General features: G+C 61.7%; 23 protein-coding genes. 11 read left to right on the top strand and 12 right to left on the bottom strand.

Annotated elements, in window-relative coordinates; all coding sequences use genetic code 11:
• Positions 1-26 precede the first annotated feature (26 nt).
• Positions 27-494: a flagellar basal body rod protein FlgB gene (flgB, locus tag WG899_RS14925; protein WP_339596428.1), complete on the bottom strand. Its 468-nt coding sequence runs from the start codon at positions 492-494 to the stop codon at positions 27-29.
• Positions 495-682: 188 nt separating this feature from the next.
• On the opposite strand from flgB, the gene flgA reads away from it, so the two are divergent.
• From flgA to WG899_RS14910, 3 genes are all read left to right on the top strand, one after another.
• Entirely contained in the window at positions 683-1459 is a 777-nt protein-coding gene (flgA, locus tag WG899_RS14920) for a flagellar basal body P-ring formation chaperone FlgA (protein WP_339596427.1), read from the top strand.
• A 169-nt stretch (positions 1460-1628) separates the two neighbouring features.
• The gene (flgM, locus tag WG899_RS14915; RefSeq protein ID WP_339596426.1) at positions 1629-1964 is read left to right on the top strand and encodes a flagellar biosynthesis anti-sigma factor FlgM; all 336 of its coding nucleotides are present in this window, start codon (positions 1629-1631) and stop codon (positions 1962-1964) included.
• A gap of 111 nt (positions 1965-2075) precedes the next feature.
• Positions 2076-2477 (top strand): hypothetical protein, encoded by a 402-nt coding sequence (locus tag WG899_RS14910; RefSeq protein ID WP_339596425.1) that lies wholly within the window; start codon positions 2076-2078, stop codon positions 2475-2477.
• Between the two features lie 75 nt (positions 2478-2552).
• Here the strand turns inward: WG899_RS14910 and WG899_RS14905 are convergent, their stop codons facing one another.
• The 3 genes from WG899_RS14905 to kefF are packed head-to-tail and all read right to left on the bottom strand — an operon-like array spanning position 2553 to position 5546.
• Entirely contained in the window at positions 2553-2984 is a 432-nt protein-coding gene (locus tag WG899_RS14905; RefSeq protein ID WP_339596424.1) for a DUF1841 family protein, read from the bottom strand.
• Positions 2985-3020: 36 nt separating this feature from the next.
• Positions 3021-4910 carry a glutathione-regulated potassium-efflux system protein KefC gene (gene kefC, locus WG899_RS14900; RefSeq protein ID WP_339596423.1) on the bottom strand — a complete coding sequence of 630 codons (1890 nt, stop codon included), beginning with the start codon at positions 4908-4910 and terminating at the stop codon, positions 3021-3023.
• Positions 4911-5546 (bottom strand): glutathione-regulated potassium-efflux system oxidoreductase KefF, encoded by a 636-nt coding sequence (gene kefF, locus WG899_RS14895; RefSeq protein WP_339596422.1) that lies wholly within the window; start codon positions 5544-5546, stop codon positions 4911-4913.
• A gap of 61 nt (positions 5547-5607) precedes the next feature.
• Here kefF and WG899_RS14890 point away from each other — a divergent pair, with 61 nt between their 5' ends.
• The 3 genes from WG899_RS14890 (at position 5608) to WG899_RS14880 (ending at position 7581) form a co-directional block, all read left to right on the top strand.
• The gene (locus WG899_RS14890; RefSeq protein WP_339596421.1) at positions 5608-6255 is read left to right on the top strand and encodes an AAA family ATPase; all 648 of its coding nucleotides are present in this window, start codon (positions 5608-5610) and stop codon (positions 6253-6255) included.
• Positions 6242-6694, top strand: a complete 453-nt coding sequence (locus WG899_RS14885; RefSeq protein WP_339596420.1) for a MaoC family dehydratase — start codon at positions 6242-6244, stop codon at positions 6692-6694. The genes WG899_RS14890 and WG899_RS14885 overlap by 14 nt, the downstream gene beginning before the upstream one ends.
• Before the next feature lie 149 nt (positions 6695-6843).
• Positions 6844-7581 carry a response regulator gene (locus tag WG899_RS14880; protein ID WP_339596419.1) on the top strand — a complete coding sequence of 246 codons (738 nt, stop codon included), beginning with the start codon at positions 6844-6846 and terminating at the stop codon, positions 7579-7581.
• Positions 7582-7605: 24 nt separating this feature from the next.
• On the opposite strand, the gene WG899_RS14875 is transcribed toward WG899_RS14880, so the two are convergent.
• The 5 genes from WG899_RS14875 to WG899_RS14855 form a co-directional block, all read right to left on the bottom strand.
• Positions 7606-8520 (bottom strand): segregation and condensation protein A, encoded by a 915-nt coding sequence (locus WG899_RS14875; protein WP_444718857.1) that lies wholly within the window; start codon positions 8518-8520, stop codon positions 7606-7608.
• A 30-nt stretch (positions 8521-8550) separates the two neighbouring features.
• Positions 8551-8754, bottom strand: a complete 204-nt coding sequence (locus tag WG899_RS14870) for a DUF3460 family protein (RefSeq protein ID WP_339596418.1) — start codon at positions 8752-8754, stop codon at positions 8551-8553.
• Positions 8755-8788: 34 nt separating this feature from the next.
• Positions 8789-10459: a SulP family inorganic anion transporter gene (locus WG899_RS14865; RefSeq protein WP_339596417.1), complete on the bottom strand. Its 1671-nt coding sequence runs from the start codon at positions 10457-10459 to the stop codon at positions 8789-8791.
• Positions 10460-10572: 113 nt separating this feature from the next.
• Positions 10573-12618, bottom strand: a complete 2046-nt coding sequence (metG, locus tag WG899_RS14860; RefSeq protein WP_339596416.1) for a methionine--tRNA ligase — start codon at positions 12616-12618, stop codon at positions 10573-10575.
• Between the two features lie 167 nt (positions 12619-12785).
• Entirely contained in the window at positions 12786-12983 is a 198-nt protein-coding gene (locus tag WG899_RS14855; RefSeq protein ID WP_339596415.1) for a hypothetical protein, read from the bottom strand.
• A gap of 649 nt (positions 12984-13632) precedes the next feature.
• Between WG899_RS14855 and minC the strand changes: the two genes are divergently transcribed.
• From minC to minE, 3 genes are all read left to right on the top strand, one after another.
• The gene (minC, locus tag WG899_RS14850) at positions 13633-14502 is read left to right on the top strand and encodes a septum site-determining protein MinC (RefSeq protein ID WP_339596414.1); all 870 of its coding nucleotides are present in this window, start codon (positions 13633-13635) and stop codon (positions 14500-14502) included.
• An 82-nt stretch (positions 14503-14584) separates the two neighbouring features.
• Positions 14585-15400 (top strand): septum site-determining protein MinD, encoded by an 816-nt coding sequence (minD, locus tag WG899_RS14845; RefSeq protein WP_263539911.1) that lies wholly within the window; start codon positions 14585-14587, stop codon positions 15398-15400.
• A 13-nt stretch (positions 15401-15413) separates the two neighbouring features.
• Positions 15414-15677: a cell division topological specificity factor MinE gene (gene minE, locus WG899_RS14840; protein WP_339596413.1), complete on the top strand. Its 264-nt coding sequence runs from the start codon at positions 15414-15416 to the stop codon at positions 15675-15677.
• Positions 15678-15747: 70 nt separating this feature from the next.
• On the opposite strand, the gene WG899_RS14835 is transcribed toward minE, so the two are convergent.
• Both WG899_RS14835 and WG899_RS14830 read right to left on the bottom strand, forming a co-directional pair.
• Positions 15748-16023 carry a VF530 family protein gene (locus WG899_RS14835; protein ID WP_339596412.1) on the bottom strand — a complete coding sequence of 92 codons (276 nt, stop codon included), beginning with the start codon at positions 16021-16023 and terminating at the stop codon, positions 15748-15750.
• Positions 16020-16610 carry a 1-acyl-sn-glycerol-3-phosphate acyltransferase gene (locus WG899_RS14830; protein WP_339596411.1) on the bottom strand — a complete coding sequence of 197 codons (591 nt, stop codon included), beginning with the start codon at positions 16608-16610 and terminating at the stop codon, positions 16020-16022. The genes WG899_RS14835 and WG899_RS14830 overlap by 4 nt, the downstream gene beginning before the upstream one ends.
• Before the next feature lie 310 nt (positions 16611-16920).
• Between WG899_RS14830 and WG899_RS14825 the strand changes: the two genes are divergently transcribed.
• Positions 16921-18630, top strand: coding sequence for a serine hydrolase domain-containing protein (locus WG899_RS14825; protein ID WP_339596410.1), 1710 nt, complete (start codon positions 16921-16923; stop codon positions 18628-18630).
• 40 nt (positions 18631-18670) lie between these two features.
• Here WG899_RS14825 and WG899_RS14820 read toward each other — a convergent pair whose 3' ends face one another.
• Positions 18671-18958: a 2Fe-2S iron-sulfur cluster-binding protein gene (locus WG899_RS14820; protein ID WP_339596409.1), complete on the bottom strand. Its 288-nt coding sequence runs from the start codon at positions 18956-18958 to the stop codon at positions 18671-18673.
• A gap of 98 nt (positions 18959-19056) precedes the next feature.
• Here WG899_RS14820 and WG899_RS14815 point away from each other — a divergent pair, with 98 nt between their 5' ends.
• Positions 19057-20937 carry a M3 family metallopeptidase gene (locus WG899_RS14815; RefSeq protein ID WP_339596408.1) on the top strand — a complete coding sequence of 627 codons (1881 nt, stop codon included), beginning with the start codon at positions 19057-19059 and terminating at the stop codon, positions 20935-20937.
• Positions 20938-20961: the final 24 nt, after the last annotated feature.

Below are 20961 nucleotides of genomic sequence, written 5' to 3'. Positions count from 1 at the left end.
CTGGCGTTAAGCGGCATTAACCGGCATCAAGCTGCGTTGTGCGACTTCATCGCATCCATCGCGGTGCGCACCGAGCCGCTGATAAAGCGCAGCGTGGCTTCGTACTTGACCGAGTTGTCGGCAAAGCTGGCTCGTTCGCGGTCCATATCCACCGTGTTGCTGTCCATATTGGTTTGCGCCGCGGTGGAGTACAGCAGGTCTGACTCGCGTCGACCGCTGCCCGTCAATGACAGATGGCCGGATTGGGTGCGCGCCAAGTTGCTGGGCCCGGCGCTGGCGCCTGGTGAGCTGGCCGCGCCTGAATTGGCGCTGTAGCCACCTGCATCGGCGGCCGAAGTGGCTTCACGCAGGGCGCGAGAAAAGTCCATATCGCGGGCCTGGTAGCCCGGTGTATCGGCATTGGCGATATTGCTGGCCAGCAGGCGCTGCCGCTCGGACCGCAGGGCAAGCGCCTGGGTCTGGAAATTCAAGGCATCGGTGAGTCGGTTCAGCATGATGGTCTCCCCTTTTCGCCGCCGGGTCAGGCTGTCTATTCCTTGGCCCTGGATCAGGGCCGGACAGGGGAATAGGCGATGTGACCGGATTGTGTTTTCGCGCTGTCGAAAACATTAGCGGGAATAGCAAGGGCTTTGCTGCGTATTTCAAGACGAGGCCGGCGGGTTCGGAGGTCTACAGTTCGGCCATGTTTCAGATTCGCCCTCCGTCCAAGATTCAAGTCCGCCGCTCGGCCCGCCGCGCCGGCCGCTTGGGTTTGCGCGCCGGTGCGAGCCTGCTTGTTTCGGGACTGATGGTCCCAATGACCATGGCGCAGTCGCCGGAAGCGCCCACCTTGAGCGCCGCATTGGTGACCCATGTACAGCAAGTGGCACAGGCGGGGGCTCGAGGCAGTCTGCCAGCCCAGGCTCGAGTTGAAGTGCAAGTAGGGGCCTTGGATCCTCGTTTGAAGCTGGCGCCCTGTGCGCTGGTGCAGCCGTATCTGCCCCCAGGCCTGCAAATGTGGGGCCGCACCCGCATCGGCTTGCGCTGCGTGGAGGGTCCGGTGCGCTGGAATGTCAGCCTGCCGGTGACAGTGAAGGTATTTGCCAAAGCCCTGGTAGCAGGGGATGCCTTGGCGGCCGGCACACAGCTGACTCAAGCTCTGCTGGCAACGGCCGAAATAGATATAGCTGCTGAATCAGGCGGGGTGTTTACCGATGCTGCCAGCCTGAATGGACGCACCTTGAGCCGTTCCCTGGTGGCCGGTGAGACGGTGCGGAGTGGCAGCTTGAAGGCTCGTCAGTGGTTTGCTGCTGGTGACACAGTGATGGTGAGGGCCGCCGGCCCAGGCTATTCTGTCGCCAGAGAAGGTCAAGCCATGACGATGGGTTTGGAAGGACAGAACGTCAAGGTTCGATTTGAGAGCGGCCGGATTGTGACCGGCCGGGTTGTCGGTGATCGACAGGTGGAGGTGCTGCTATGAGTGCGCCCCGCTCACATCGGTTGATGGTCGAGAAAATGCTGCGCCTAGGCCTCACGGCCCAGGCCAAGGGATGTCTTTTTGTCGAAAGTTCTAAAGTTTTCATGCCCCGTGTCGATACACCGGAAAACCTGGACAGGTTTGGGTCAGTCCCAAATCTATGGAGAACACCATGAAGATCGGTAACAGCCATGAAGTTTCGTCGGCAGCGGTGGGGGCAGACAAGCCCTCCGCGGCCCAAACGGGACGGGCCACCGCTGGAAAAACCCAAGCTGGCGCAACGCCGGTGGGGGGGAAGCCTGCGCCGGAGGCCAGCGCCAAGCTTGAGTTGTCAAGCAATGCCAAACTCTTGTCGGGCGTGTCAGAGGACGGTAGCTTCGACTCGGCCAAGGTCGAGCGGATTTCGCAAGCCATTGCGGATGGCAAATTCACCGTCAATGCGAATGTGATTGCCGACAAGCTGATTGCAAATGCACAGGAAATGCTCAGTCGGATGATGCCTCACTGAGGCTTCGTCGAGGCTGGCAGCCTGTGCTGCGCCTCGGACCGGGTTTTGCCGTTTTTGAATTCCAGCGCGCCATGAAGGGCGTGCCCTCAACGCCAAATGGCGGGGATTGCCATGCAAGCTTTGCCTTCCTCAGACCCGAATGCTGCTGCGGTCAGTCAGCAGCTGGAACAGCCACTGCTGGAAGTGGAGAGCTGCCTGAATCTCTTGGGTGATGCATTGCTGCGCCGCGATACGCAGGCCATTGAGCAATATGCCGCCAAGCTGCACCAGTCCTTGGCACAAGCGATCGTCAGTTTCAGTGAAGCCGCACGCAGCGGCGCCGTGCCCCCCAATCTTCGCCATCGTCTGGCTTTGGCCGGTGGACGGGTAGCTGCCCAACGTGAGTCCTTGGCGCGCGCCACGGCCGCACTGGACCGGGCCATTGACGTACTTATGCCTGGCGAGAGCACCGGACTGTATTCGTCGGTGGGCAAGAATGAGCGCAAAACGCTGGGCGGCTCAGTTCAAGCTTGATCAAACCAAGCTAAGTACATTCGCCCTCATCAGCAACCCCTGCTGCGCGACCTCGGTCGCCGCTCCAGGGGTTTTTTATCGCGTGGCCTTTTGTCGGACGCTGTCCAGATAGGCATGGCCATCGGGCGGCAGACCACTGCGCTGCGAGGTCCAGATCATTTCGCCCAGGCTGTCCATCGCGGCATGGTGGGCCTCGTGCAGCGAGTTGCGTTTGGCCGCCAGCAGGTCAATTGCCTGCCGAATGCCGTGTGGCTGATCGATGGACTGCTGCTCGCTGATGGTCAGATGCATGGAGAGGTGCAAAAACGGATTGGTGCGACCCTCTTCGACGCTATAGACCGCCGCCAGCGCGGCCTCTTCATCGGCCAACTCCGGGTGGTATTCGGGGTGTTGCGCGATCCAATCGGCGGCAATCGCCTCCATGGGGATCAGCGGCAGGCCGGCCTGTAGCTTTCGGTAGGTGGCGCAGAAAAAGCGGCGCACTTCAAGTTGGGATGGGGCAAACATGAGTTGATTGTCGCCGCTAGTGGCCAGGGGCATCTCTTAGGTGTTGCCCACTTCTCCGTTCGGGCCTTTGTCCGCGTCTCTGTCCGGCTTGGCCCATGGCTTGCTGGCATGCTGTTGCCGGTGCGCTTTTGCCAGCTCGCGTTCTTGCGCAAACAGTTCTTCCAGTTGCTGGCGGGCTTCCTTGGCCGCTGCGATCAGGGCCTTGGCGTCCTGTTGCAGCGGCACCATGCGGTCCAATTGCTCGACGTTGTGGCGCCGGAAGCGCCAGGCAAGTTGGCGCGCTGCATGCGGCTGCAGGCCCAGCAGCTCCAGCGCGCTGCGCCCACTCATAAGGGCGGCGTCCAGGGTCTCCCGTTCGATCAGCGTAACGCCGAGCGCGCGCAGCTGCATATAGTGCCGCACGTTGCGGGCCCGAGCGATGATTTGCAACTGTGGGAAATGCTCGCGTGCCAGCGCCGCAATGGCCAGGCTTTGCGCCACATCGTCAACTGCGATCACCAGAATGCGAGCCTGTTCGGCACCGGCCGTGCGCAGTAGATCAAGCCGGGTTGCGTCGCCAAAAAACACCCGCCAGCCAAATTTACGCAGCGACTCGATCGCCTCGGCATCATGGTCCAACACGGTGGCCTGGAAGCCATTGGCATACAGCAGCCGGCCGACGATTTGTCCGTAGCGCCCAAATCCGGCAATCAAGGTCGGCGCAAGCTCGGGCGCGGCTTGCTCGGCGGCGGGCACGGTCTTGCGCGCCAGCTTGGGCAGCAGGATGCGGTCCACCAATAAGAGCAGCGCTGGCGTGCAGGCCAGCGACAAGGCCACGGCCGCGACCAGGGCCGAATTCTGTGCGGCGCTGATCAACCCGGCCTGCTGGGCCAGTTGGAAAACCACAAAGCCGAACTCGCCGCCTTGCGCCAGCAGGATCACAAACACCGGCCGTTCCAACAGCGGAATCTTCATCCAACCCGCCATCATGCCGAGCAGGGCGCCTTTGCAGAGCAGCAGTGCCGCCAACAGGCTCAGCACCAAGCTGGGTTGCTCGGTCAACACCGCCAGGTCCAGCCCCATGCCAACGGCGATGAAGAACAGGCCCAGCAGCAGTCCCTTGAAGGGCTCCAGATCGGTTTCCAGCTCTCGGCGGTACTCACTCTCGGCCAACAGCACACCCGCCAGGAAGGCCCCAAGCGCCATCGACAGGCCCACGCTGTGCATCAGGGCGGCCGTGCTCAGCACCAGCAGCAAGGCCGCCGCGGTGAAGATCTCCGGCGTACGGCTGTTGGCGATCCAGCGCAAGGCCGGGCGCAGCGCCAAGCGACCACCGAGCACGATGCCCAGAATGGCGAGCAGCGCCTTCAGCGCCTGCCAGCCACCGTCCGCGCCAACGGCCGGCGCACCTGTGGTTCCGCCGCCCTGCAAGGCCATGATGGGGACCAGGGCTAGCACCGGAATGGCGGCGATGTCTTGCAACAAGGCCACGCTCAGAATGCTTTGCCCGGCGGTGGTGCGTCCCAGGTTGCGCTCCGCCAGGACGGCCAAGGCCACCGCCGTGGACGACATGGCCAAGCCCAGACTCAGCACCAGGGTCATGGGCCAGGACCAGCCCAAGGCCAAGCCGAGCGCCATCAACAGCGCCGTGCAGCCCAGCAGCTGCACCGATCCCCAGCCAAAGATCGGGCGACGCATGGCCCAGAGCCGACGCGGCTCCAATTCCAAGCCGACCAGGAACATCATCAGTACGACGCCGAATTCGGCCACTTCCAAAATGGTGGCCGGCGCTGTGACCAGGCCGAGGACGCTCGGCCCGACCAGTACGCCGGCAATCAAATAGCCGAGGATGGAACCCAGTCGGGCCCAGCGTGCCAGCGGTACTGCGATCACCGCGGCGCCTAAAAGGACCAGCGGCAGATGCAGCCAAGTGGTGGGTGCAGACATTCAGTGGCCTCCTGCGGATGATGGTTCGGCACTGGATGGCCGTTCGTCCGCTGGCACTTTGGGCAGCTCGCTGGGGTATTTGAATCCTTCGCACCAATGCGGGTAGTTCAGCAACTGCTGCGCAAAGCGCAGGCCGTGCTGATGCAAGGTGGCCGCGTCGGCCCGGTGGGCGCCGTGCAGCAACATCGGTGGCACGAAGCGCATGCCGCATAAGCGCGCGGTTTGCGCTTGCGGCAGCAAGAATTCGTTGATTGGATGCTGGTGGTGTCCGCTGGCGCTGTAGTCCTCGGCCGAGCCGCCAGTGGAACTGACCAACCAGAGGTCTTTGCCTCGCAAGGCCGTGCCGCCCGGCCCATAGGCCCAGCCAAATTGCAGCACCTCATCAACCCAGAGCTTGAGCAGGGCGGGCATCCCGTACCAATGTAAGGGGTGCAGCCAGACCAATAAATCGGCTGCGGCCAGGGCGGCTTGCTCCGTGCCAACATCAATGCCGTAGTCGGGATAGAGGCGGTACAGGTCGCGGCACTCGATCTGCGGTGATTGCAAGGCCAGAGCCGCAGCCTGGAGCGCAGTTGCCACGCGCGATTGCGCCAGGTCGGGGTGCGCCAGCAGGATCAGAATCTTCGGAGGGGTCATGGTCAGAGGCTAAGGTCGCGGCTACGATTGCGCGTTATGGTGTTTGTAGCAAGGAACTGACATGCCGGTGATTCTGGTCGCCAACCCCAAAGGCGGGGTTGGGAAAAGTACGGTGGCGACCAATATCGCGGGTCTGCTGGCTCGACGTGGTCATCGGGTCATGCTCGGCGATGCCGACAAGCAGCAGTCATCGCGGCGCTGGTTGGCGCAGCGTCCCGCCGAGTTGCCGACCATTCAAGGCTGGGACTTTGAGGGCGAGAAAACAGTCAAACCTCCCAAAGGTGTCAGTCATGTGGTCATCGATACCCCGGCCGGCCTGGGCGGTAAACAGTTGAAAGCCTTGTACAAACTGGCGGACCGGATTGTCATCCCTTTGCAGCCGAGTTTATTTGACATCCAGGCCACCTTCGATTTCGTTCAAAAGCTCAATGATTTGCGTGAGCAAGGCCTGCGCAGCGATCAAGGGCCGCAACTCGGCATTGTCGGCATGCGCGCCAAGGAAGGGACCTTGTCGATGCAGCAATTACAGGGCTTCTTGCCCGAACTGGCCGTGCCGGTGCTGGCCTTGCTGCGCGACACTCAAAACTATGTGCAACTGGCGGCGCGTGGCCTGACGCTGTGGGATGTGGCGACCAGTCGAGTCGAGCGTGATTTGCTTCAGTGGCAAGCTTTGAGCGCTTGGCTGGAGGCCCCGCGTGCGGGTCTTTGATCGACTGGCGAGCCTGGCCGAATGGGTCGGGCGTGACATCGGTTGCAGCGAATGGATCTTGGTGGATCAAGCGCGCATTCAGCGCTTTGCCGATGCCACCGCCGACCAGCAGTGGATCCATACCGACCCCCAGCGCGCCGCCAAGGGGCCGTTTGCGGGCACCATCGCGCATGGGTTTTTGACGCTGAGCCTGCTGCCGCATTTCTTTGAGACCGGCTTTCGCGTCGAAGACAGCCGAATGGGCCTCAATTACGGCTTGGGCAAGGTGCGATTCCCCGCGCCGGTGCCGGTGGACAGCCGCTTGCGTGGGCACTTCAACTTGCAGGCCTTTGACCTGATCGAGGGCGGTGCGCAACTCAATATCGCCGTCACGGTCGAGTTGGAGGGCTCGGCAAAGCCGGCCTGTGTGGCCGAGGCCTTGATTCGGCAATATGTGTAAGGGCTCAATTCCTTCTTGTCCACCGACGAGGGGGAGTGTCCCGACGGGCTGGCTGGCCTATCATCCGCAGTGCGCCAAATGAGAAGTCGAAGCGCGAAGGCATTCGGGATGGGCATCTGTGTGTGCAGCTGTATGGGAAAAGGACGGGCATGAAGGTATTGCTGATTGACGATCACCCCTTGATCTTGTCGGCCTTGCAGTCGGTGATCGAGAGTTTGGAAGAGCGTGTCCAAGTGATTGGAGCCGACAGCGCTGCGGCGGCGCGAGCGGCTTTGAGTCAGCACCAAGGCTTCGACTTGGTTTTGCTAGACCTGCAACTGGGTGATGCCAGCGGATTTGATGTGCTGGACGAATTCCGCGCCGCCTATCCGGCGCTACCAGTGGTGGTGATTTCGGCCTCCGACCGCGCCAGCGATGTGATCCGCGCAATCGATCAAGGGGCGATGGGCTTTGTGCCCAAGCGGGCCGGGACCGAGTTGCTGTCGCAGGCCTTGAAGTTGGTGATGGCCGGGGGCATTTATGTGCCGCCGATGAATTTGGGGCCTGAGACCAACCCGCCGCCGAGCAAGGCCGCGACCGCGAATGCCAAGCTGCAGCAGATCCAGCAGCAAGCCATGGCCTCCAACTACCAGGCCTCCACAGGCCTGGAAAGCTTGGCGCTGACGCCGCGTCAAACCGATGTGCTGGCGCTGTTGCTGCAGGGCAAACCGAACAAGATCATCGCGCGCGAATTAGGAGTGTCGGTTGAGACCATCAAGGACCATGTGGCCGCGGTCTTGAAGGCCTTGGGCGTCGGTTCGCGAACGCAGGCGGTATTGGCTGTCGGCCAGATGGTGCAGCGTCAGCCGGAGTCGCACTTCTCCACCTGGCGAGTGCCGCAGTCCTGACGTTGCCGAGCCTATCTCGCGGATTCAATCCTGCGGCGTGTAGGCCAATCTGACGTAGATCGGCGCAAAGGCCTCGGCCTGGGTGATCTCGAGCAGGCGCTCGCGCGCCAGCTCGAGCATGGCGATGAAGGTCACCACCAAGACCGCTTGGCCGCGGCTGACGTCGAACAGATGTTCGAACTCCAAGAAGCGCTGGCCTTGCAGGCGCCGCAAGACGATGCTCATGTGCTCGCGCACCGACAAATGTTCGCGGCTGATTTTGTGATGTTGGTTCAGCTTGGCGCGGCGCAAGATGTCCAGCCAGGCATCGCGCAGATCATTCGCCTCCACATCGGGGAAGCGCGGCTGTAGCGACTGCTCGATATGCACCTGGGCGCGCAAGAAGTCGCGCCCCGCCACCGGCAAGGCATCCAACCGCGCGGCAGCGAGCTTGATCTGCTCGTATTCCAACAAGCGCCTCACCAATTCGGCGCGCGGGTCTTCGGGCTCCGCGCCGTCCTCGGTCTTCTTCGGCGGCAAGAGCATGCGCGACTTGATCTCGATCAGCATCGCTGCCATCAGCAGGTACTCGCTGGCCAACTCCAGATTGTGCTTGCGCAGCTGATCGACGTAGCTGAGGTACTGGCGCGTGACGTCGGCCAGCGGAATGTCGAGGATGTTGAAGTTCTGCCGCCGGATCAGGTAGAGCAGCAGGTCCAACGGGCCTTGGAAGGCCTCCAGAAAGACCTCCAGCGCATCCGGTGGGATGTAGAGGTCCAGCGGCATCTGGAACAGAGGCTCGCCGTACAGGCGTGCCACCGCCACCGTGTCCACCACCTCGGGCATGCCGGGTGGAGCAGGGAGGCGTTGCAGATCTTCGCTCAGCGCTTCGGCCGCTTGCTTGGCGGGCAGATGCTCGGGGTGCGGCTGAGCGGACAGCTCATGCGAGGGCTGCGTCATGGCGGTGCCCGGCGAGGCAGGGCCCGGGCTTTACTTGGCCTTGGTCTGGTAGACGTAGGGCTGTTGGGCCACACGTGCGGCGCGGTAGTCGGCCTGGGCGGCGCGGTCCACGGCCTTGTCCCACAGCAATTCGCGGCCCTGGCGTTGCTCTTGTTCCAGCGTCGGCTTCTTGGCCTTGAGCTCATCGATGAAGCTGCTGGCTTCGGACTTGTAAGGCTTCCAGAACAGTGGCATGGCTTTGGGTGGTTTGGCGTGAAAGACGATGATTTTACAGTGCGCAAGCCTGGCTTTGACGCAGCCAAGTGCTGAGATCGGGCTGAATGCCGTCCGGCCCCAAGGCATCGGCCAAGCCGCCGCGCTGAATCAAGCTGGCTGGCTGTGAATTCAGGCCGCAAAGCACCAGCACCTGGCCTTGGCGCTGCAGGGTGCGCTGCAACTGCTGCAGGGCATCGAGCCCCGAGGTGTCGATGGAGATCAGCTTTTCGGTGTCGAGCACCAGGACGCGGCAAGGCTGCTTTACTTGTTCGGCCAGCCCTTCGACCTTGCCGACGGCGCCAAAAAAGAGCGAACCGTACAAGCGCATCACCTGGGTATCGGCCGCCAGCCCCGGCAGCGCCACCGCCTCCACCCGAAACAAGGTGCTCATGCGGTAGATGAAAAAGACGCAGGCCAAGACCAGACCCACCTCGACCGCCACCGTCAGATCGAACACCACGGTCAGCACAAAAGTGCCCAGCAAGATGGTTCGATAGGGCAGGCTGAAGTGGCGCAGCCGCGCGAACTCATGCCACTCGCCCATATTCCAGGCCACCACCAGCAAGATGCCGGCCAAGGCAGCCAATGGGATGTGTACGGCCAGTGGTGCGGCCACCAGCACGATCATCAAGAGGCTCAGTGCATGCACCATGCCGGCCACCGGGCTACTGCCTCCGGCACGCACATTGGTGACGGTGCGCGCGATCGTTCCGGTGGCCGGGATGCCGCCGAAGAACGGCGTCACGATATTGGCGATGCCCTGGGCCATCAGCTCTTGATTCGGGTCATGGCGCGGCAGCTCGGTCAGGTTGTCGGCCACACGGGCACAGAGCAGCGACTCGATCGCGCCCAGCAGCGCAATCGTCAGCGTAGGAATCACCAACAGCTTGGCGCTTTCCCAGCTCAGGGCCGGCAAGGCAAAGCTGGGTAAGGCTTGCGGAATGCCTCCGAAGCGGCTGCCGATAGTCTCAAGCGGCAGCTTGAGTACATAGCATGCAAGGGTGGCGCCGACCAAGGCGATCACCGTGCCCGGCAGTTGCGACATCCAGCGCTTCATTTGGCTCTTCAGGTCCTTGGCACTCCTATCCATGGCATAGGTCTTGGGCCATAGCAGGACGATGGCCACGCAAGCACTGCCAACAAGCGGCGCCGCCGGCGTGATCTCGCGCCAATGGCTACTCAGCACCGCCAGTTGGCTGAAAAAGTCGGCCGGCATTTGGGCAATCTGCAGCCCGAGAAAGCCATTCAATTGCGAGAGGCCAATCAGCACCGCAATGCCGTTGGTGAAGCCAATCACGATGCTGACCGGGATGTAGCGCACCAAGGCGCCCAGGCGCAGGGCGCCCATGGCCAACAGCAAGAAGCCCGCCATGATGGTGGCGATCAACAGATTGGGCAGGCCGTAGCGCTGATTGATGCCGTAGATGATGACGATGAAGGCGCCGGCAGGCCCGCCGATCTGCACATTCGAGCCGCCCAAGAGCGAGATCAAGAAACCGCCAATGATGGCGGTGAAGATGCCTTGCTCCGGCTTGACGCCGCTGGCGATGGCAAAGGCGATGGCCAGCGGCAGGGCCACGATGCCGACCGTCAAGCCCGCGCCGAGGTCGGCGATGAAGCGGGCGCGGGAGTAGTCCTTGAGCAAGGATAAAGCACGTGGGCGGAAGGGGTGAAGGTGCGGCATTGCCGTTGATTCTGCGCCTGCTGCAGCCCAAAGCAATACGGGCCACTGTGGAGTAGTAGCCCGTATCTTTGTCGATCAAGGGTCAGGTCTTGCCTGGCCCAGACTCGCAAGCCTTAGCGCACCCGCATGCCAGGCTGCGCGCCGGGGAAGGGCTCCAGCACAAAGATGCCGGGATTGGTTTTCTCGTCGGCGTGGCTGGCGGCCAGCACCATGCCTTCGCTGATGCCGAATTTCATCTTGCGCGGCGCCAGATTGGCCACCATCACGGTCAGTTTGCCTTCCAACTGCTCGGGCTGATAAGCACTCTTGATGCCGCTGAAGACATTGCGCAGCCGGCCTTCACCGGCGTCTAGCGTCAGGCGCAGCAGCTTGTCGGAGCCTTCCACATGCTCGGCCTTGACGATTTTGGCGATGCGCAGATCGACCTTGCTGAAGTCATCGATCTTGATCTCGGGGGCGATGTCTTCGCCGCCCGGCACAGCCTTGGGCGCGGGTGGCGCTTCGAACAGGGCCTCGACCATCTTGGCGTCCACACGCTGCATCAAGTGCTCATACGCGCCGATCTGGTGGGGGCCCATGGCGCGGGCGGCGTCTGCAAACTGCAGCGGCTCCACGCGCAAGAAGGTCTCGACCTTGGCGGCCAGCGCGGGCAGCACCGGCTTCAGGTAGATGGTCAGCAGGCGGAAGGCCTCGATGCAAACGCTGCAGACATCGTGCAGCACCGCTTCCATGCCTTCTTTTTTGGCCAATTCCCAAGGCTTGTTTTGGTCCACATATTCGTTGACCTTGTCCGCCAGAAGCATGGTCTCGCGCAGGGCCTTGCCGAATTCGCGTTCTTCATACAGCTCGGCAATCACTTCGGCCTGGGCGCGCAGTGCGTCCAGCAGGCTGCGGCCTTCCACGCCCAGATCGCCCGACAGATGACCGTCAAAGCGCTTGCTCAGGAAGCCTGCGGCACGCGAAGCGATATTGATGTACTTGCCAACCAGATCGCTGTTGATGCGGGCGACAAAGTCTTCGGGGTTGAAGTCAATGTCTTCCACCTTGGCATTGAGCTTGGCGGCGATGTAGTAACGCAGCCATTCAGCGTTCAGGCCCAGGCCCAGATACTTCATCGGGTCCAGGCCGGTGCCGCGGCTCTTGCTCATCTTCTCGCCGTTGTTGACGGTCATGAAGCCGTGCACGAACACATGGTCGGGCGTCTTGCGGCCGCTGAAGTGCAGCATGGCCGGCCAGAACAGGGTGTGGAAATAGGTGATGTCTTTGCCGATGAAGTGCACCTGCTCGACCGACTCGTCGGCGAAGAATGCGTCAAAGTCGCGGCCAGTCTTGCTGAAGTAGTTTTTCAGTGAAGCTAGGTAGCCAATCGGCGCGTCCAGCCAGACGTAGAAGTACTTGCCTGGTGCATCGGGAATCTCGATGCCGAAGTAGGGCGCGTCGCGGCTGATGTCCCAGTCGCCCAGGCCGCCATTGCCTTCTTCGTCCTTGGCAAACCATTCCTTGATCTTGTTGAAGACCTCGGGCTGCAAGCGGCCGGGGGTCTGCGTCCATTCTTCGAGGAATGCGATGCAGCGCGGGTCGCTGAGCTTGAAGAAGTAATGCTCCGAGCTTTTCATCACCGGCGTGGCGCCGGTCAGCACGGAGAAGGGGTTTTTCAGGTCGGTGGGCGTGTAGACCGCGCCGCAGACCTCGCAAGAGTCGCCGTATTGGTCTTTGGCGCCGCACTTGGGGCATTCGCCCTTGATGAAGCGGTCCGGCAGGAACATGGCCTTTTCGGGGTCGAAGAACTGCTCGATGGTCTTCACATCGATCAGTTCATTGCGACGCAGGGCGCGGTAGACGTCCTGGCTCAGCTCGTGGTTTTCGGGTCCGTCGGTGGAGTGCCAGTTGTCGAAGCTGATGTGAAAGCCGTCGAGATAGGACTTGCGACCGGCAGCGATATTGGCCACGAATTGCTGCGGCGTGATGCCGGCTTTTTCGGCGGCGATCATGATGGGCGCGCCGTGAGCATCATCCGCGCACACAAAGTGCACCTCTTGACCGCGCATACGCTGGAAGCGAACCCAGACGTCGGCCTGGGTGTATTCCATGATGTGGCCAATGTGGAAGTTGGCGTTGGCGTAGGGCAGTGCAGTGGTGACGAAGAGCTTGCGGGTCATGATGTTCTTTGGGGGCCTGGCAGCAGCGCCGAGCAGGCCGGCATTTTAGGGGCAGCACCCGCAGCCGGGCTATTGCGGCCGACAGATGCGGCCGGCAAATGCGGATGCGGCAGGCGGGGCGGGCCCGCCGAATGCGGTCAAGGGATCGCGATCAGGCGATCAGGAAATCAAGGGGCAGCGGGCGGTGTGCCGTCGGCAGCGCTGCCTTCTTCCGTGCTCGCGCCGGCTTCGCCGTTGTTGCCTTCTTCTCCCGCTTGAGCGTCGCCATCTCCCTTGTTGGCCTTGCGCATGCGTTTTTCTTCGGTCTTGCGCTTCTTGGCCAATTCACGCTGGCGTTTTTCGTATGAGTAGTTGGGTGTTGCCAAGGACGTGCTCCTGCTGGGGGTCCGCGGTGCGCGGATTTGCCTTCACTGTAACCGCTGCGGCGCTCGACGCCTTGTTTTGCTGTTGTGCGCCCGCGCCTTCGATGCTCGATCAACTTAGCGCCGAATGCTCTATTTCGATTGAGGCATCGACGCTAAGTTGCTGATTTGAAATGCCTTCAAAGCCTATCCACCTTTCCTGTGGATAACTTTGTGGGTAAGGGGCGGTGGGCGTCGCTAAACCCTTGAAATTCGGCGCTTGAGCTTGCCTTGCCTCATTTCGATGCAGTTTCTTGCGCGCTATATGAATCAACAACTTAGCGCTGATGTCGAGGGGCTGGCCTGTTGCCTGGGTGATTTGTCATGCGGGATGGGTGAGGACGGCGAAATGGGGATAAGTCAAGGGGCTGGAGAAATATGTCACAAAAAAGAACGAGATTTGCGGGATTGAATCGACTGCTTTTTCCACATTGGCTGTGGATATCCGTGTGGGCGGTGCCCGCAAAGCTGGGCTAAGTGCTTGATGGCACTGGTTCTTTACTGGACTGCTCAAAAGACAGGCAGCACGAGATGGCGGGCTTGGGGGCAATGCCTAGCAGGGCTTTCAAATGGCGCGGCTAAAATCGCGCCCTTTGCACAAGAACAGCAAGCAATGGCTCAGGCACAAATTGGGAGGGCGGCACAGAAGTTCGCCGAAGTATTCGAGTTGAAGAGCGCGACCTTGAGTCTGCTCTCCTTGGTGCTGCGGTCGGCCGATCTGTCCTTGCTGGAGTCGGCGCTGCAGGAGCGACTGGGCGATACGCCCGATGTCTTCAACCATGATCCCTTGCTGCTTGACCTCAGCCATCTGGTCCGTGCCGAGGCGCCGCCCGATCAAGAGGCGCCGGCTCAGCTGAGCTTGGACGATCAAGCCCAGGCGGTCGATCTCGATCTGGCCCCCGTGGTCGCGCTGCTGCGGCAGTACCGCATGCAGCCGGTGGCGGTGCTGGGTGCGACGGCCGCTGAGTTGGCGCAGGCGCTCGCTCTTGGCTTGGCCGAGTCGCCCGAGCCCGATGCGCCCGTGCTCTCTCGCAAAGAAATTTCTCCGGCAGCTGAAGTGCCGGCGCAAGCGGCCAGCGTCAAAGAGGTCGTGGTGGAAGTGGTTCGTGAGGTGATCCGCGAGGTGCCGGTGCCGGTTGAAGGTTCGGTCAGGACGATGATCATCGACAAGCCGCTGCGCTCCGGCCAACAGGTTTATGCCAAGGGTGGCGACTTGGTTGTGCTGGCGCTGGTCAACCATGGCGCCGAGGTGATCGCCGATGGCAGCATCCATGTGTATGCGCCGCTGCGTGGCAAGGCCATTGCTGGCGCCAAGGGCAATACGGAAGCTCGCATTTTTGCGACCTGCATGGAGGCCGAATTGATTGCCATCGCCGGCACCTACCGCACGACCGAAAACCCTCTGCCCGACACGGTGCTGGGTAAGCCGGCGCAGATCCGGCTAGAGGGCGAAAAGTTGGTGATGGAAGCGCTGGCGCTCTGAATTTGAACGGTATTGATTCGTGGGTCCGGCGCAGTGAATGGCGTCAGATCCTTCCAGGGAATATTTTGAAAGGCTTTTTTCGATGACCAAGATCGTCGTAGTGACCTCCGGCAAGGGCGGCGTGGGCAAGACCACCACCAGTGCCAGCTTTGCGACCGGCCTGGCTTTGCGCGGCCACAAGACCTGCGTGATCGACTTTGACGTCGGCCTGCGTAACCTCGACCTGATCATGGGTTGCGAGCGTCGCGTGGTTTATGACCTGATCAATGTGATCAACGACGAAGCCAAGCTCAGCCAGGCCCTGATCAAGGACAAACAGCTCGACAAGCTGTTCGTGCTGGCCGCCTCACAGACGCGGGACAAGGATGCACTCTCCGTCGAGGGCGTGGAGCGCGTGCTGGAAGAACTCAAGGCCATGGACTTCGAGTTCATCGTTTGCGACTCGCCGGCCGGTATCGAAACCGGCGCTTTGATGGCCATGCACTTCGCCGACGAAGCCATCGTGGTGACCAACCCCGAAGTCTCTTCGGTGCGCGACTCTGATCGCATCTTGGGCATGCTCAATAGCAAGACCAAGCGCGCCATCGAGGGCAAAGAGCCGATCAAGGAGCATCTCTTGATCACTCGCTACAACCCGAACCGGGTCGAGGGTGGCCATATGCTCTCGCTGGAAGACATCCACGAAATCCTGCGTACGCCGCTGATCGGTGTGATTCCAGAATCGGAAGTGGTGCTGCAAGCCTCCAACCAGGGCTCTCCGGCGATTCATATGCAGGGCACCGATGTGTCGGAAGCCTACAAGGACGTGATCCGCCGCTTCCTGGGTGAAGAGCGCCCGATGCGTTTTATCGAGGCCATCAAGCCCAGCCTGTTCAAGCGCCTGTTCGGCGGCAAGTGAGGAGGAGGCTGTCATGGGATTCCTCAGTTATTTCCTCGGTGAGAAAAAGAGTACGGCCAGCGTGGCCAAGGAGCGGCTGCAACTGATCCTGGCGCACGAGCGCAATGGTCGGGCGCCCAAAGCGGATTGGCTGCCTCAGCTGAAAAACGAGTTGTTGGTGGTGATTTCCAAGTACATGGACATTGACCCCAATGACATCAATGTCGACATTCAGCATGTGGGCGACATGGATGTGTTGGAGTTGAAGATCGAGATGCCGGAGCCCAAGCCGCGCTGATTCGGTTCTGCTGCCAAAAAAAACGCGACCCTCGGGTCGCGTTTTGCTTTCTTGCTCAGCCTTGCGTGGATCAGGGCCGCGCTTGGCGCTGCTGTTCTCGCAGCATGAAGAGGTAAAGGCTCTCGACCTTGGCGCGCGCCCAAGGCGTTTTGCGCAGGAACTTCAAGCTAGAGGCAATGCTGGGGTCGATGACGAAGCAGCGGATTTCGATCTGATGGCCCAACTCTTCCCAGCCGAAATAGCCCACCAGTGCGGTGACGATGGCTTCCAGCGTTAGGCCGTGCAGCGGGTCTTTCGATTTAATGGGCTTGGCTGAGGAGGCGCCGCCGTTCGAAGCTTCACTCATTGGTGGTCAAACTGCTGCCAGTTCTTGCCCTTGAACTGCGCGTAGTAAGCCTTGATCTTGACCATGTCGGCTTCGATATCCCCGCTGGGAATGAACTCGGGGCCCAGGCCGCTGAGCTTGCGCTCATAGTCCATATACGCCATCACGATAGGGACCTTGGCGGTGTGAGCGATCCAGTAAAAGCCGGTCTTCCAATAGCGCGTCTTGCTGCGCGTGCCTTCGGGCGGCACGATCAGTTGCACCGCGCCGTCCGCTTCCACCAGGGCCGCGGCGGAGGCGGCCACCAAATTGCTTGACTGATCGCGGTTCACCGAGATGCCGCCCAGCCAACGCATGATGCCGCCGAAGGGGAAACGGAAGATCTGGCTCTTGCCCATCCAATAAGGCGTCAAGCGCAAGGAGAAGGCCACCATCAAGGTGTAGGGCAGGTCCCAGTTGCTGGTGTGCGGTGCGGCGATCAACACGCATTTGTGTTGCTGGGCCGGCAGATTGCCTTCGATCGTCCAGCCTTTCCATTTCAGGAAGGCGATGGAGCCTGCGCGCAGCAGCGAGTTGATGATGGGGGTGGTGAAGATGGTGCGGTGCATGAAGCAAGCGGGCCCGTGGACAAGCGGACCGTTGAGGGGTGGGGCAGCGACCACTGCGCCGCCAATGGGGCAGGATTATCCCGCGTTGCTGCCGATCGCTGTGGAGCTTGTGCCCGTTTTTGTAGCAATGCAGGAAAGTTTGATTGTTTTCAAGCACTTGCGGGCTGCATGCGCAGGCTGTGCACGGACTTGTCCACAGCGCCTGTGGATGCAGCCTGTCCCCGCAACTATGCAGTTCGTCGCCTGGCGGCTTGGGCAAGACAGTCGCTTGGCTACATTGGGCGCTCGATATTTTTTCGGAACCGAACGCATGCTGAGCAAGTCATCGATGATCAAAACCCGCAGTGCCGCCACGACGCTTGGTGTTGCGAGTCTATTGGGCGTTATGGCCCTGCCTATGAGCGCTTGGGCCGGGCCGTTGCCCAGCTCGGCCGAAGTGGCCGCCTACGCCGAACGACTGATGGACGAGCAAAAGCTTGGCCGCGACGGTCCAGGCGTGGCCCTGCTGGTGGCGCGCGGTGATCAACTGCTTTACAAGGGCGCACGCGGCATGGCCAGCATTGAGCTGGGCGTGCCCCTGTCGGCAGAGCAGTCGTTTCGCATTGGCTCGGTGACCAAGCAATTTGGTGCAGCCGCCTTGCTCAAGCTGATCGATGAAGGCCGGGCCAAGCTGGAGGACCCGCTGTCCAAATTCCTGCCCAGCTATCCGGGCGGGGACAAGATCACCCTGGCACAACTGCTCAATCACAGCTCGGGCGTGAAGAGCTATACCGGCATTGCCGGCTATATGCACAACCCGATTCGGCGCGAACTGAGTACCGAGCAGTTGGTGGCCGAGTTCAAGGATCAGCCGGTAGATTTCGCACCCGGTCAGGGCTGGGCCTATAACAACTCGGGCTATGTGCTGGTCGGCGCGGTGGTCGAGGCCATCAGCGGCAAACCTTGGCACCAATACATTGACGAGGCGCTGCTGCGCCCGCAAAAGATCGCCACAGTGCGCTTCCCAGGCGAAGATGGTTTGATCAAGGGCATGGCCCAGGGCTATAGCGGCGAGGCCGGCAGTGGCCATAAGCAAGCCGGCCTGCTCAGCATGACCCAGCCGCACGCGGCCGGCGCCTTGGTGTCGGACCTGGAAGGACTGTGGCGCTGGAACCAGGCGCTGCACGGCGGCAAGCTGATTTCGCCCGAGTCCTACAAGCGCATGACCACGCCGGAAGGCGCGGCCATCAAGTCGCCGATGCATTACGGCTACGGTCTGGGTGTTGATCAACTGCGTGGTCAGGCGATGTTGCAACATGGCGGCGGCATTCATGGCTTTGCGAGCACGCTCAACTATTTGCCGGCAAGCAAGACCACGGTCATCGCGCTGCGCAATAGCGACGGCCCCGGCCTGGCTATGGACCTGCTGGTGCGCAAGCTCGGCGCCTTTGCGATCGGTGAGGCTTACCCCGAGGCCAAGCCGGTGCAAGTCAGTGCGGCCGATTTGAGCGCTGCCGAAGGGGTATACAGCCTGGATGCCAAAACCAACCGCACGCTGCGCGTTCAGGGCGCAGTCCTGACCAGCACACGCAGCGGGGGGCGGCCCATCGCCTTGATCCCTGTGGGCAAAGATGAGTTCGCGTTTGAAAACAGCGTGGCGCGTTTGAAGATCGAGCGTGGCAGCGACGGCAAGGCGGCATCGCTGCGCTTTTTCAGCGATGGCGATGGCGCCAGCGAAAGCTGGGCGCGTACGGCCGATTTGGCAGCACCACAGGCCTCGGTGAACTTGACGCCCGAACAGCAGCAAGCGCTGCTGGGGGAATATGTCTCGCCTCAGTTCCAGGTCAAGATCTTCCTGGGTCCGCAAGGCCAGTTGATGGGACAGGTACTAGGCCAGCAGCCGCTGGAATTGAAGGCCCATGGCCCGCGTGCCTTGCTGGTGGTGGGCGTGGATGCCAAGCTGGAGTTTTCGTCCGAGCCCACGGCCCAAGAGGTGACTCTGCTGCAAGGGCCGGCGCGCATCACGATGAAGCGGCGTTGAGTCGGTCAGACTCAGCGCGATCGGAATAGGCCGTCTCGGCCTATTCCTCGCTGGCCCGGGGGCGCAGCAGCAGATCGCTGCGTGCCTGGGCCACGCAAGGCAGGATCCAGCCCTCGGCCTTCTCTTCGGCGCTCAGCCCCGGCCATTCGATCAAATAGTGGATCTCGCCCGCCAGCAGCCGGCAACGGCAGGCGCGGCAGGTCCCGTTGCGGCAGGAACTGAGCAGCCCCACGCCGGCTTGCAGGGCGGCCTTCAGGATGGTTTGGTCGGCAAAGGCCTCAAAAGGGGCTTCTTCGCCTTCAATGGCAATGCGCCAGCGTGCTTTCATGCCGCCATGATGCCTTCAATCTTGACCTTGCCGCGGCGCTGCTGGGCGCTAGACGCTATGCTGTCGGCCCTCGCCGACTCCACAAGAGCCCAGATCCCATGCCTGCCATCACGCAACCAGCGCGCGCTTTTTTCGATCAGCTGAACGACGCCTACAACGCCGTCCACAAGCGTAAAGAAGACCTGTTTTGGTCCACCTATATGGCCACCAGTGACGACCATGCGGGCTTTGCAGCGGCCGAAGGGGAATACAAGGCCTTTATCTCCGACCCCCTCAAGCTGAGCGAGACCCGCCAGCATCTGCAGCGCCTGCAAGACTTGCCCGCCGCCGAGCAAGACGCCGGCCTGCTGCATGGTTTGACGGGCTGGCTGGCGCTGTTTGAGGCCAATATCATCGACAACGATGAAGGCCGAGCGCTGATGCAGCAGATCATCGAGGCCGAGGCCGCGCTGTTCGCCAAAAAGCGCGATTTGCAGCCCACTCACATCAACGAACAAGGCGAGACCGAGGTGGCCACGCTGAGCATGCTTGCCACCAATCAGGCCACCAATCCGTTGGAAGAGCGCCGCCGCAGCTCCTTTGAGGGCTTTCAATCCATCGAGCACTGGGTGCTGGCGAATGGTTTCTTGGATCTGGTCAAGCTGCGCAATCGCTTTGCCCGCGCGCTGGGCTTTGAGAACTACTTTGAGCTGAAGCTGCGCAAGAACGAGCGCATGACGCCGGCCCAGCTGAAGGGCATCTTGGACGACTTTGTGGCCCGCACCGACGAGGCTCATGCGCGGACCTTGGCTGGCCTGAAGGCGCAGCACGGCGATGCGGCGCTGCTGCCATGGAACCTGCGCTTCTTCTCCAGCGGCGATGTGGTGCGTCGCATGGACGAGTACATGCCCTTCGGCCCGGCCTTGCGCCGCTGGGTCGAGTCCTTCCGGCGCCTGGGCATCCAGTACCGTGGCGCCACCATGCAGCTGGATCTGCTCGAGCGCAAGGGCAAGTACCAAAACGGTTTTTGCCATGGGCCTATCCCCAGCTATGTGAACGAGAAGGGCGAGTGGGTGGCCGGCCAGATCAACTTCACCGCCGAGGCCAAGCCCGATCAGGTGGGCAGCGGCTTGCGCGCCATCAACACCTTGTTCCACGAAGGCGGCCACGCCGCGCACTTCGCCAATGTGGCGCAGAACTCGCCCTGCTTCTCTCAGGAGTTCGCGCCGACCTCGATGGCCTATGCCGAGACGCAGTCGATGTTCTGCGACAGCCTGCTGGCCGATGCCGACTGGCTCAAGCGTTATGCCAAGAACGCCGCCGGCGAGGCCATCCCCGATCAGCTGATCCACGACCGCATCGCCAGCAGCCAGCCGATGCGCGCCTTTGATGAGCGCTCCATCGCTGTGGTGCCTTACTTTGAGGCGGCGCTTTACGAGATGCGCGATGAGGACTTGACGGCCGAGTCGGTGCTGGCACTGGCCCGCGCGACCGAGCAGCGAGTGCTGGGCATGGCCAGCCCACGGCCGATGTTGGCGATTCCGCATCTGCTGAACCAAGAATCGGCGGCTTCGTATCAAGGCTATTTACTGGCCCATATGGCGGTCTATCAAACCCGCGCCTACTTCTTGCGTGAATATGGCTACCTGACCGACAACGTTGCCATCGGCCCGCAACTGGCCCAGCATTACTGGGTGCCCGGCAACAGCATCGACCACGACGCCACGCTGCGCAGCCTGACCGGCGAGGGCTTCTCGGCCCGCTATTTGGCCGAGGCTTGCAACCAGTCGGTGGACGACTGCTGGCGTGACGCGCAGGCCAAGCTGGCCACCGCGGCCACGCGCGTCTATCCGAGCGAGGTGCCGGCCGCATTGGATGCGCAGATCCGCGTTGTCCATGGTGATGAGGTTCTGGCCGACAGCAGCGATGGCGAGGCCGCGATGTGCAGCCGTTTCGAGGCTTGGGTCAAAGCGAATTTCCCCCAGCCTGTGGCGGCTTGAATCGCGAAGTCTTGCTTGTGAAAT

Source organism: Paucibacter hankyongi, from assembly GCF_037482915.1.
Lineage (GTDB): Bacteria > Pseudomonadota > Gammaproteobacteria > Burkholderiales > Burkholderiaceae_C > Paucibacter_A > Paucibacter_A hankyongi.
Note: the sequence above shows the minus strand (reverse complement) of the source record. Positions and strands in the feature narration are given on the sequence as shown.